Origin of the sequence: Pseudocitrobacter vendiensis (assembly GCF_943590815.1) — a bacterium.
In the GTDB taxonomy this organism is placed as follows: Bacteria; Pseudomonadota; Gammaproteobacteria; order Enterobacterales; family Enterobacteriaceae; genus Pseudocitrobacter; species Pseudocitrobacter vendiensis.
In genome coordinates this window covers 105,447-118,288 of the sequence record NZ_CALSBS010000010.1, presented here as the reverse complement: position 1 = coordinate 118,288, position 12,842 = coordinate 105,447, and the positions used below count along the sequence as shown (strand labels likewise).

General features: G+C 57.8%; 9 protein-coding genes. 7 read left to right on the top strand and 2 right to left on the bottom strand.

Translation table 11 applies throughout. The features are described 5' to 3' along the window. Nucleotides 1-38: 38 nt before the first annotated feature. Nucleotides 39-719, top strand: a complete 681-nt coding sequence (locus NMC31_RS12835) for a gamma-glutamylcyclotransferase (RefSeq protein ID WP_253898149.1) — start codon at nt 39-41, stop codon at nt 717-719. A gap of 35 nt (nt 720-754) precedes the next feature. On the opposite strand, the gene NMC31_RS12830 is transcribed toward NMC31_RS12835, so the two are convergent. Both NMC31_RS12830 and NMC31_RS12825 read right to left on the bottom strand, forming a co-directional pair. Next, nucleotides 755-988, bottom strand: a complete 234-nt coding sequence (locus NMC31_RS12830) for a DUF1883 domain-containing protein (RefSeq protein ID WP_149462869.1) — start codon at nt 986-988, stop codon at nt 755-757. Between the two features lie 263 nt (nt 989-1,251). Next, complete coding sequence (locus NMC31_RS12825) at nt 1,252-1,605, bottom strand: DsrE/DsrF/TusD sulfur relay family protein (RefSeq protein WP_015964137.1); 354 nt, start codon at nt 1,603-1,605, stop codon at nt 1,252-1,254. Nucleotides 1,606-1,671: 66 nt separating this feature from the next. Between NMC31_RS12825 and nasR the strand changes: the two genes are divergently transcribed. From nasR to NMC31_RS12795, 6 genes are all read left to right on the top strand, one after another. Beyond that, a complete protein-coding gene (gene nasR / locus NMC31_RS12820) occupies nt 1,672-2,868 on the top strand; it encodes a nitrate regulatory protein NasR (RefSeq protein WP_253898148.1) in 1,197 nt (398 codons plus the stop codon). Nucleotides 2,869-3,092: 224 nt separating this feature from the next. Then, complete coding sequence (locus tag NMC31_RS12815; protein WP_253898147.1) at nt 3,093-4,349, top strand: CmpA/NrtA family ABC transporter substrate-binding protein; 1,257 nt, start codon at nt 3,093-3,095, stop codon at nt 4,347-4,349. Nucleotide 4,350: 1 nt separating this feature from the next. After that, a complete protein-coding gene (gene ntrB, locus NMC31_RS12810) occupies nt 4,351-5,232 on the top strand; it encodes a nitrate ABC transporter permease (protein WP_253898146.1) in 882 nt (293 codons plus the stop codon). A 10-nt stretch (nt 5,233-5,242) separates the two neighbouring features. Further along, on the top strand, nt 5,243-6,031 hold the full coding sequence (locus NMC31_RS12805; RefSeq protein ID WP_253898177.1) for an ABC transporter ATP-binding protein: 789 nt from the start codon (nt 5,243-5,245) through the stop codon (nt 6,029-6,031). Between the two features lie 11 nt (nt 6,032-6,042). Continuing rightward, nucleotides 6,043-10,107: a nitrite reductase large subunit NirB gene (gene nirB, locus NMC31_RS12800; RefSeq protein ID WP_436650244.1), complete on the top strand. Its 4,065-nt coding sequence runs from the start codon at nt 6,043-6,045 to the stop codon at nt 10,105-10,107. Then, nucleotides 10,104-12,818, top strand: a complete 2,715-nt coding sequence (locus NMC31_RS12795) for a nitrate reductase (RefSeq protein ID WP_253898144.1) — start codon at nt 10,104-10,106, stop codon at nt 12,816-12,818. Before nirB ends, NMC31_RS12795 begins: the two co-directional genes overlap by 4 nt. Nucleotides 12,819-12,842 lie beyond the last annotated feature (24 nt).

Genomic DNA, 12,842 nt, shown 5'->3' with positions numbered 1-12,842 from the left:
TAATACGCACGGACGTGATGTAGTGGCGGAGGTTGAGAGTGATTACACGTGATTTCTTAATGAAGGCAGATTGTACAACAGCGTTTGGCGCTATTGAGGAATCGCTGCTCTGGTCTCCAGAGCAACGCGCGGCATCCCTGGCCGCTACGCTTGCGTGTCGGCCAGATAACGGGCCGGTGTGGATATTCGGCTACGGCTCGCTGATGTGGAATCCGGCGCTGGAATTTACCGACTCCTGTACCGGTACGTTGGTCGGCTGGCATCGGGCATTTTGCCTGCGCCTGACCGCCGGGCGCGGGACGGCCTGCCAGCCAGGCCGCATGCTGGCGTTGAAAGAGGGCGGGCGCACCACCGGTATCGCCTATCAGTTGCCCGAGACGACGGTTGAAGATGAGCTTTCGCTGTTGTGGAAACGTGAGATGATCACCGGCTGCTATTTGCCCACCTGGTGCAAGCTGGAACTCGACGACGGGCGCAAGGTTAACGCGCTGGTCTTTATTATGGATCCCCGCCACCCGCAGTACGAAGCTGACACCAGCGTACAGGTGATAGCACCGTTAATTGCGGCAGCGAGCGGCCCGCTGGGCACCAATGCGCAGTATCTTTTCTCGCTGGATGAAGAGTTACAGAAACTCGGTATGCCCGATGAAGGGCTCAATGAATTGATTAAATATGTTCGCGGTTTACTGGGGATCAACCCACAACCGGGGCTGGCATAAAAAACGCCCGGAAGTTTCGGCTTCCGGGCGCTTAATCAGGCTGCAACATAGCTGATTGAGTGTTCAAGCGACTGGCTGTGGCTGTCAATCAACACATTCCAGGTACCGCTGTAAGGCACCGTAAGATAGGCGCTCTCTCTGTTTTGTACGCTCAGAATATCGCTGTTGCTGCTTTGTGCGCTCATTAAATGAATATGGCAGCGCTCTGAGCAACGCACCACCACCGTATCCCCACCAAATAACGTCAAACTTGCCTTAACCATCGCCATCTCAACCCCGAATCTTTCTGTGAATGCACTCCCTGCGACGGATATCCTGCATGTGATGTTGTTCACAAATCACTCATTGATAACACCAAATAGGGAGGGGGAAGATGATGATTTCGATCAACAAATCTGACAACGATTCAACAAAAGTGAGAATTCTCCTGAAACCATTCAGCCTGGCGCGTGATTGACCAGATAACGCGCGCCAGCCGGGAAGAATCTGCGGCAATCGACGGTAATTTCAGTAAAGTCGACTAAATAAACGCTTAAAACGTCAGCACCTTGTCAGCGGCCAGCGTCCATTGGGCCAGTTCGACCAGCGTACCAATTTCCACCCCATCAATCAGCGGCAGCGCGGTAATGCCCCGGCCATCGGTGCAGGTTTTACACAGTTTTACGGGGACGTTTTGCGCGGTGAGGATCTCCAGCATCTGCTGAATGTTGTAGCCTTCCGCAGGTTTTTGCCCACGTAACCCGGCGGTGACCGCATCAGACATTAAAAACAGTTTCAGGTCGAGGTCACCCTGCTGTTCGCGCAGGGCAATGGCCAGGCGCAGGCTGTTGAACAGGGATTCACTGCCGTAGGCGGCACCGTTAGCGACGATCACAATATGTTGCATCTCTACTCCTTCAAAAAGGCACGTTTATTGCTTTGGTTAATAAAAGAGACGTTACCGGGAGGGAGCATGATCAATCGTGCTGACACGACACCCGGCGCAATCGAGTGGTTTCGTTATGCGCGCCAGGTTCAGAAAGGTAAGCTTCAACAGCTGGCGCAGCAGGGCCAACTGGTAAGCCAGTTGAGCCATCTGGTACACATGTTACAGTGCGAACGCGGCGCGTCCAATATCTGGTTATGCTCGGGTGGACGTTTATATGAACCTGAACGCCGGGCGAGTGCGGCACTGGTGGATGAGCGGGTGCGCGAATTCTTGCAGTTGCTTGACCCGCAGGCGGTACCTGCCGCATCCGGGCTGTGCCAGCGCATCGCCAGCGCCGTCTGGTCTCTGGAGCAGTTGCCCGATTTGCGCCATGCCATTAACACCCAACGTGTGGATGCCGGTACCGCTACCGCCCGTTATAGTCGGGTGATACGTCATCTGCTGAGTATTATTCCCCAACTTAATGACACCATCGACAACCCCGCGCTGGTCGGGCGACTCGTGGCACTTTACAGCTTTATGCAGGGCAAAGAGCTGGTGGGGCAGGAACGTGCGCTGGGGGCGCTGGGCTTTACGCTCGGGCAGTTTAGCGACGATCTTCGCCAGCAGTTGGTAGACAGAATTGATGGTCAGCAGCCCTGCTTTGACGGGTTTATAAGTCTGGCAAGCCAGACATTGAAAACGTTGTTCAATGAACACGGGCAGGCGGGCATTGCTATTGAACAGTTGCGTCGCATCGCCTGCACGCGTCAGCCCGCGCCTGACGGCGGCGAGGCGGCACTGCGTTGGTTTAGCCTACAAACTCAGCGTCTGGAGCAACTTCGCAGCCTTGAGGAATCACTGATAAGCGATCTCATTGCGGAGGTCGTGATATTGCTGCGCGACGATGACGCGCAGGCGCAACACGCTGCACCGCTCGATGATCCTGCCAGCGATAACCTGCTATTCACCCTGGATCGGCAACTGCTGCCGTTGGTGCGCCAACAGGCGCGAGAACTGGAAGTACTCACCGGGCAACTGGCGTCGCTAAAAGAGATGCTCGAAGAGCGCAAAGTGATCGATAAAGCGAAAAGTGTGTTGATTGCGCATCAGCAAATGAATGAAGAGCAGGCATGGCACTGTCTGCGCAAAATGGCGATGGATAAAAATCAGCGCATGGTGGAAGTGGCGCGCGCTCTGTTAACGGTCAGTGCACTCTGGCAGCGCGATCTTTCTGCCTGATTGCACTCTTCGCGAGCAGAGCATGCCTGCTGAAAGTGCATTGAAGGCAGTCGCTCAGCCACGTCAGGCCGATTTCACGGTCATTTACGACCTGGCATCTGAATTGCATTATCACCTGTAAATCATCGGTAGCGGGCCAACGGCGGCCTCAAACCATCAGGATAACGGCGTCCCGCAGTGCGTAAGCACTGCCGGGCGCTTTTTTTTTACATGTGGGAGCAGCTATGGGCGATGCATTTTCACTCTCTCGACGGCGTTTATTGCAGGCCGGGGCGGCATTGGGGGGCGCGATGTTGCTGCCGGGTTTGATGCATTCGGCGTGGGCGGCGGGCTCAGACAAGCCCGAGCAGGAGACGGTAAGAGTGGGATTTATCCCGCTAACCGATTGCGCACCGCTGGCAATTGCCTCGCTGAAAGGCTTTGACAAAAAGTACGGTATTACGCTGGTTCCCAGCAAAGAGGCGAGCTGGGCGGCAGTACGCGACAAACTGGTCAATGGCGAGCTGGATGCGGCGCATGTGCTTTATGGGCTGCTTTACGGGCTGGAACTGGGAATCGCCAGTAAGCCGCAGGCGATGGCAAACCTGATGACCCTCAACCGCAACGGGCAGGCCATTACGCTTTCTGCTGAGTTACAGGAGAAAGGGGTGACTGATCTTCCTGCGCTGAAAAAGCTGATAGGTCAGAGCGCGCCGGGCGCTTATACCTTCGCCCACACCTTCCCGACCGGCACCCACGCCATGTGGCTCTATTACTGGCTGGCGAGCGGCGGTATTCATCCCTTTGACGATGTGCGCACCGTAGTCGTACCGCCGCCGCAGATGGTGATGAACATGCGTATAGGCAACATGGTGGGCTTTTGTGTCGGCGAGCCGTGGAACGCGCGGGCGATTAATGACCGCATCGGCTTCACGGCGGCCACCACGCAGGATATCTGGCCGGAGCACCCGGAGAAAGTGCTTGGCACGCGTCGCGAGTGGGTTGAGCAAAACCCCAATACCAGTCGCGCGTTGGTCGCGGCGCTCATTGACGCCGCCCGCTGGATTGAAGCGTCAGCGGAAAACAAACGTGAAACCGCACAGATCCTCTCGCGTCGTGGCTGGCTGAACACCAAAGAACAGTACCTCACAGGCCGCATGCTGGGTGAATACGATAACGGCATCGGTCGTCGCTGGCAGGATGCACATCCGATGCGTTTTTACGCCGAGGGCGAAGTGACCTTCCCGTGGATCTCTGACGGGATGTGGTTCTTAACCCAATTTCGCCGCTGGGGACTCCTCAAAACGGAGCCCGATTATCGGGCCATCGCGCAACGCATTAATCGCACGGATATCTGGAAAGACGCGGCACAGGCGGTCGGCGGCATTACGCCGCCTTCCAGCCTGTTTCGCAGCAGCACACTGATGGACGGAACAGTGTGGAACGGAAGCGACCCGGAAGGGTATGCCCGCAGCTTTGCCATTCAACGTAGAGGAGCCTGAGATGAAACAGACGCAAAATGTCAAACCGGCTGCCGCACCGGCTGTTCCGGGTGAAGTGATTACGCTGCCGCCGGTACAGGTGCGCCGACGTGCACCTGCTTCGGGGCGCATGCTGCGCAATATCGCCGAATGTACCATTCCTGCGGTGCTGGGGCTGGGGTTGTTGGTGCTGGCCTGGCAACTCGCCGCCATTAACAGCAAAGGTTTCCCGACGCCGCTTAGCACACTGGATTCCGCGCTGACGCTGTTTGCTGACCCGTTCTATAACAATGGGCCGAACGATGTGGGTGTGGGTTGGAATGTGCTGGCCTCTCTTCAGCGCGTGGCGGTGGGTTTTGGCCTCGCGGCGCTGGTGGGTATTCCTCTTGGCTTCCTGATTGGGCGCTTTGTCTTTTTTTCTCGCATGTTTTCGCCGCTGATTGCGCTGCTGCGCCCGGTAAGTCCACTTGCCTGGCTGCCGATTGGCCTCCTTCTGTTCCATAAAGCGGAGCCTGCGTCCAGCTGGACCATTTTTATCTGCTCGATCTGGCCGATGGTTATTAATACCGCGGAAGGTGTGCGTCGTATTCCGCAGGACTACCTCAACGTCGCGCGCGTGTTACAGCTCTCAGAATGGACGGTAATGCGCAAGATCCTGTTCCCGGCGGTGCTGCCAGCGGTACTAACCGGCGTGCGTCTCTCCATCGGTATTGCCTGGCTGGTGATCGTCGCCGCCGAAATGCTCACCGGTGGGCTGGGGATCGGTTTCTGGATCTGGAATGAGTGGAACAACCTCAACGTCGAAAACATTCTCATTGCCATCGTCATTATTGGCGTGGTTGGGCTGGTGCTGGAGCAGGGGTTGATGCTCATCGCCCGCCGTTTCAGCTGGCAGGATAAATAAGGAGCGCATGATGAAACCCTTAATTCAGGTTCAGGCCGTCAGCCAACGATTCCATACCGCCAGCGGTGAGTTTCTGGCGCTGCAAAACGTGTCATTCGATATCCACGAAGGTGAAACGGTAAGCCTTATCGGTCACTCCGGCTGCGGTAAATCGACGCTGCTTAATCTGATTGCCGGAATAACGCTCCCGACAGAAGGTGGCCTGATTTGCGACAACCGTGAAATTGCGGGCCCGGGCCCGGAGCGCGCCGTCGTTTTCCAGAACCACTCACTGCTGCCGTGGTTAACCTGCTTCGACAACGTGGCGCTGGCGGTAGATCACGTGTTTCACAAAAGCATGAGCAAAGCCGAACGCCGCGACTGGATCGTACACAACCTTGAGCGGGTGCAGATGGGCCATGCGCTGCATAAACGTCCGGGAGAAATCTCGGGCGGGATGAAGCAGCGCGTCGGCATTGCCCGCGCGCTGGCGATGAAGCCGAAAGTGCTGTTGATGGATGAGCCGTTTGGCGCACTGGACGCGCTTACCCGCGCACATCTCCAGGACTCGGTAATGCAGATTCAGCAGGCGCTGAATACTACCATTGTGCTGATTACCCACGACGTTGACGAAGCGGTACTGCTTTCTGACCGGGTGTTGATGATGACGAATGGCCCGGCGGCGACGGTCGGTGAAATTCTCGATGTCAACCTTGCGCGCCCGCGCAATCGCGTACTACTGGCCGATGACAGTCGTTACCACCATTTGCGCCAGCAAATTCTCCATTTCCTTTACGAAAAACAGCCCAAAGCGGCGTAAGGGGACGCGTGATGCGAAAACTGGTGATGATTGGCAACGGCATGGCGGCAACCCGGCTGGCTGAGCGGTTGGTGAAGGTCGCGCCCGGGGCGTTTGCCATCACCATAATCGGTGATGAACCCTGTCAGGCCTATAACCGCATCCAGCTTTCACCCGTGCTGAGCGGCGAAAAAGCCTTCAGCCAGACGCTGCTGCAATCGCCTGCCTGGTATACGGAGCACGATATTCACGTGCGGCAGGGCGAGACGGCGCTGCAGGTCTGCACGCAAACGCGGCGTGTAGTTACCACTCATGGTGAGTTGCCGTGGGATGAGCTGGTTTTTACCTGTGGTTCGCTGCCGTTTATGCCGCCGTTTCCGGGCATTGCTTTGCCGCATGTCCACACTTTTCGCACGCTGGCGGATGTGCAGGCCATGCTGGCGACACCCGGTGATACCGTGGTCATCGGCGGCGGTGTGCTGGGCGTGGAAGCGGCGGCGGCACTGGTGCTGAGAGGTGACAACGTCACGTTAGTGCATCGTGGCGACAAATTAATGGAACAGCAGCTCGACAGTCAGGCGAGTCAGTTACTGGTGCAAAACCTGCAAGCGCGAGGGATCCGCTGCGAACTCAACGCGAACGTACGCGCGATTCGCGAGCAGTTTGTTGAACTTAATGATGGCCGTTGTCTGCCCGCTGTGCGCGTCGTTATTGCAGCCGGTGTCCGTCCTAATATTGCCCTGGCAGCACGAAGCGGGATGCATTGCCAGCGTGGGATTGTGGTCAATCGCCAACTGGCAACGGCGGTGCCAGGTGTGAGCGCTATCGGTGAATGTTGCGAAATCGACGGGCAAACCTGGGGATTAGTCGCACCTTGTTTGCGACAGGCCGAGGTGCTCAGTGCGCGTCTGGCGGGCACTGAGCAGGCGGATTTTCACTGGCAGGATAACGGTACTCGCCTGAAAGTGACCGGTATCGATCTCTTTAGCGCCGGCCCGATAGAGGCGGTTGAAAATGACGACGTCTGGTCTTCATTTGACCCACAAAGCGGCCATTATCGCCGCCTGCTGCTGCGCGATGGCAGGCTTCGCGGCGTATTACTGATGGGCGATTGCACCGCTGCCGCCACGTTTACCGATCTTATCCAATCTCCCCAACCCGCACAGCCGGGCTGGATCTTCGACCAATTCACAGCGCAGCCAACGGCTGAAGGAAGACAAATAATGATCAAACCAACGCTTGCGGTAGTAGGGCACGGCATGGTCGGCCACCATTTTCTGCAACAATGTGTGCAGCAAAATCTTCATCAGCGCTATCAGATTGTGGTTTTCGGCGCTGAGCGTTATGCCGCCTATGACCGCGTACATCTCTCTGAATACTTCTCCGGGCGCGATGCGGCGTCATTGTCGCTGGTGGAAGACGATTTCTTCACCGTAAACGGTATTGAATTACGCCTTTCGCAGGCGGTGACGGCCATCGACCCGCAAACGCACCTGATTCGTGATGCGCTGGGGCATGAGCTGCACTGGGACAAACTGGTGCTGGCGACCGGCTCCTGGCCATTTGTTCCGCCGATCCCCGGCAATGATTTGCCGGGCTGCTTTGTCTATCGCACGCTGGACGACCTGGACGCGATTGCTGCGCACGCAAAAACAGCGACGCGGGGCGTGGTGATTGGCGGCGGGTTGCTGGGGCTGGAGGCCGCCAATGCGCTGCGTCAGTTAGGGCTGGAAACGCACGTGGTTGAGTTCGCGCCTAATTTGATGGCGGTACAGCTCGATAACGGCGGTGCGGCGATGCTGCGCGAGAAAATCAGCGAACTCGGCGTGGGCGTCCACACCAGTAAGACGACGACCGCGATTGAACACACGGCGGAGGGCCTGACCCTGCGTTTTGCCGACGGCGAAACGCTGCTGACCGACATGGTGGTTTTTTCGGCGGGCATTCGCCCACAGGATACGCTGGCCCGCAGCGCGAACCTGAGCGTGGGAGAACGCGGGGGCATTATCGTGGATAACCACTGCCGCACCTCGGACGCTGATATGTTTGCCATTGGTGAATGCGCGCTGTGGGAGAACAAAATCTTCGGCCTGGTCGCGCCCGGTTACCAGATGGCGCGCACCGTGGCGGCGGTGCTTGCCGGTACAGAACTGCCGTTTACTGGCGCGGATATGAGTACCAAACTGAAGCTGCTGGGCGTGGATGTGGCGTCATTCGGCGACGCGCAGGGGCGCACAACGGGTTGCCAGTGCTATCAATGGGTAGATGGCCCGGCGCAGGTGTACAAAAAAATTGTGGTGAGCGCCGACGGCAAAACGCTGCTCGGCGGTGTGCTGGTGGGTGACGCCAGCGATTACCCTACGCTGCTGCAAATGATGCTTAACGCGATTGCCCTCCCGGCGCAACCCGCATCGCTGATTTTACCGGCGCAGGAAGGCAGTGCGCCGAAAGCGTTGGGCGTAGCGGCATTACCGGATAGCGCGCAAATATGCTCCTGTCATAACGTCAGTAAAGGTGATATCTGCCATGCGGTCGTGGCGGGCGCAACGGAGATGGGGGCCATCAAAAGCTGCACTAAAGCGGCAACGGGCTGCGGCGGATGCAGCACACTGGTGAAACAGGTGATGGAATTTCAGCTTGCACAGCAGGGTGTTGAGGTTAAAAAAGATGTTTGTGAGCACTTTGCGTATTCACGACAGGAGATTTATCACCTGGTACGGGTTAACCGTATCCATACCTTTGAGCAACTGATTATCCGCTACGGTCATGGCGACGGTTGTGAAATCTGTAAACCGCTGGTGGCCTCTGTTCTCGCCTCTTGCTGGAATGACTATTTGCTGAAACCGGCACACTTACCGTTGCAGGATACCAACGATCGTTACTTCGCAAATATCCAGAAAGACGGTACCTATTCCATTGTGCCGCGTATGGCGGCGGGCGAAGTCACGCCGGATGGGCTTATCGCTATCGGAGAGGTGGCTAAACGTTATCAGCTGTACAGCAAAATTACCGGCGGCCAGCGCATTGACCTTTTCGGCGCACGGCTTGAACAGTTGCCCGCCATCTGGCGCGAACTGATTGATGCCGGATTCGAAACCGGTCACGCCTACGGGAAATCCTTACGCACGGTGAAATCATGTGTGGGCTCGACCTGGTGTCGCTACGGCGTGCAGGACTCAACTGCGCTCGCCGTGACGCTGGAGCATCGCTATAAGGGGCTTCGCGCGCCACATAAGATCAAAATGGCGGTGTCGGGATGCACCCGGGAATGCGCGGAAGCACAGGGTAAAGATGTGGGCGTGATTGCTACCGAAAAAGGCTGGAATCTCTATTTGTGCGGCAATGGCGGCATGAAACCCCGTCATGCCGACCTCTTCGCCAGCGACCTCGATGACGCCACGCTGCTGCGCACCATCGACCGTTTTCTGATGTTCTATATTCGCACTGCCGACCGTTTGCAACGCACCAGCACCTGGATGGATAACCTGGAAGGGGGAATCGACTATCTGCGCGAGGTGATTCTTAACGATAGCCTCGGTATTGCCGACGATCTGGAACGGGAAATGGCGCGCGTCATCGACAGTTATCAGTGTGAATGGCGTACCACGCTGAACGACCCACAGCGGCTGGCGTTGTTCCGCTCATACGTTAACAGCGACATGCCGGATGAGGCCGTACAGCGCCATGATGTGCGTGGGCAGTTGCAGCCGGTACAAATGCCGGTTATGCCGACGCTTAATGTCAGCACAAAGCCGTGGCAGGCGATTTGCGCGCTGACCGCGATCCCCGCTCAGGCCGGGATTGGCGCGCGCCTCGGTGAGATGCAAATTGCGTTGTTCCGCTTTGGCGAAAACGTCTATGCCCTTGATAATCTTGAGCCCGGTAGCCAGGCTAACGTCCTGTCACGCGGCCTGCTGGGGGATGCGGCGGGCGAACCCATTGTTATTTCGCCGCTCTACAAACGGCGTATTCGTCTGCGTGATGGCCGACAGTGCGATAGCGGCGAAGCCGTGGTGCGCGCCTGGCCGGTGAAAGTGGAGAACGGCACCGTGTGGGTCAGTAATCAGCCGTTACTGCTGCGTGCGGAGGCCTCATGACTGAAACCCGAACCACATGCCCCTACTGCGGCGTAGGCTGCGGGGTGATTGCTAGCGAAGAGGTGGGCGTGGTCAGCGTGCGCGGCGATGACGCGCATCCAGCCAATTTTGGTCGCCTGTGTGTGAAGGGGGCGGCGCTTGGTGAAACGACGGATCTTGCGGGAAGGTTGTTGCACCCGGAAGTGGCAGGGCAGCGCGTCAGTTGGCAGCACGCGATCGATGAGGCGGGGGGACGACTGCGGACGATTATTGAGGAACACGGGCCGCAGGCGGTGGCGTTTTATGCCTCCGGGCAACTGCTGACGGAGGATTATTACGCGGCAAACAAGCTGATGAAGGGATTTATCGGCGCGGCCAATATCGATACCAACTCTCGTCTGTGTATGTCCTCGGCGGTGACGGGCTACAAACGCGCCTTCGGGGCGGATGTGGTGCCGTGTAGCTATGACGATGTTGAAAACAGTGACCTGGTGGTGCTGGTCGGCTCAAATGCCGCGTGGTCGCATCCGGTGCTGTATCAGCGTCTGGCGAAAGCAAAGCAGGCCAATCCGCAGATGCGAGTGGTGGTTATCGATCCGCGCCGCACGGCGACCTGTGATATCGCGGATAGTCATCTGGCCATCGCACCCGGTAGTGACGCCGGGCTGTTTGTGGGTTTGCTGCGCGAAATTGCGCAGCAGGGGAAATTCGCCCGGCAATATGCGGATGCGCAGGCGGCAAGGGATTCCGCCGAACCCTGGACCGTGGCGCGGGTTGCGGCATTTTGCGGCCTGACGGAGCAGGAAGTTAACGATTTTTATACGGCGTTTATCACCGCACCGCGCGCCATTACGCTCTACACGATGGGCATTAATCAGTCCGCCAGCGGCAGCGATAAATGCAATGCAATTATCAATGTCCACTTGGCCTGTGGGAAATTCGCTCGCCCCGGATGTGGGCCATTTTCGCTGACCGGGCAGCCGAATGCGATGGGCGGTCGGGAGGTTGGCGGCCTGGCGACGATGCTGGCGGCGCACATGAACTTTGAGCCCGACGATTTGGCACGTGTTGCCCGCTTCTGGGGAACGGAACGGTTGGCGCAAACGCCGGGGTTGATGGCGGTCGATCTGTTTGCCGCGATTGGGCGCGGTGACGTCAAGGCCGTGTGGATTATGGGGACTAACCCGGCCGTTTCGTTACCCGATAGCCACGCGGTCTGTCAGGCGCTGGCGGCGTGTCCGCTGGTCATCGTTTCTGAGGTGGCCGCCGATACCGACACCTCGCGTTACGCGCATGTTCGTTTTCCAGCCCTGAGCTGGGGCGAGAAAAACGGCACGGTGACCAATTCAGAACGACGCATTTCGCGTCAGCGTGCGTTTCTTCCTGCTCCCGGCGAGGCAAAAGCCGACTGGTGGATTATCGCCCAAATGGCGCGCGCGCTGGGCTATGGCGATGCGTTCCGTTGGCAGCATCCCCACGCGGTATTTTGTGAGCACGCCGCACTTTCCGGATTCGAAAACCATGGCAAGCGCGCGTTTGATATTAGCGGTCTGGCGAACCTTACCCGCGCCGAGTGGGACGCACTGGCCCCTGTGCGTTGGCCTGTGCGTGCTGGCGGTGACTCACTGGATCTCCAGCAGGGCTGGCGGGCGGATAAGCGGCTGCGAATGGTGCCCGTGGAACCGCAAACGACCCGGGCGCGCATCGGGCCGCTTTATCCTCTGTTGCTCAATAGCGGTCGTATTCGCGACCAGTGGCACACCATGACCCGCACAGGCACCGTGCCGCGTTTGATGCAGCATATCGCGCAGCCGACGGTCGATGTTTCCGTGCAGGATGCGGAACATTTTCAGCTTCGCGAAGGTGGTTTCGCCCGAATCACCTCGCGACAGGGGGTCATGGTGGCCAAAGTGTCGATTCAGGCAGGACAGCGGCCGGGCGCGCTGTTTGTGCCAATGCACTGGAATGCCTGCTTCGCGCGTCAGGGAAAAGTGAATGCGCTGGTTGAAGCGGTGACCGATCCGCACTCCGGGCAACCAGAAAGCAAACAGGTTGCGGTACGCATTGCGCCCTGGCAACCGGTGTGGCAAGGGGAATTGATTTCCCGTGAGCCGGTTCTGTTACCGAATCACGTGCAGTGGTGGCGTAAGGCGATCGACGGCTTACATCACCTGACGCTATGCGGCGATAAGGTTATCTATGATGAGCTGCTGCTGTTTTGCCAGCAGCGCAACTGGCAGGTGCATACCGCGCGGGCAGGAGCACTTTGTCATTTTCTGGCATGGCATGAAGGCAGATTGATGCTCGGGCTGTGGAGCGCTGAAACTTTGCCTGTTATCGAACTGGCGCTGATTACGGCGGCATTTGACAGCGCGCCACAAACGCCAGCCGATCGGCATGCGTTATTAAATGGCCGCGTCAATGGGCAACCCGCGCAGGGGCGAATTGTCTGTAGCTGCTTTAGCGTGGGGGAGACGCGAATTCGCCAAGCCATCGCCGGGGGATGTACGTCTGTCGATGCATTAGGGCAAAAGCTGAAGTGTGGGACAAACTGTGGGTCATGTGTGCCGGAGTTGAGAGGGTTTATTGGTGATGTGAGCGGACACCCTCACCCCGGCCCTCTCCCTGAGGGAGAGGGAGAAAACGATGCAGATCCTAAACATAAGTGCGATCGGTCCCCTCTCCCTCAGGGAGAGGGTATAGAACCAGAATTTTCCCGAAATCCCCCTTAAAGCTGAAATGGTTAAGCAAACGCG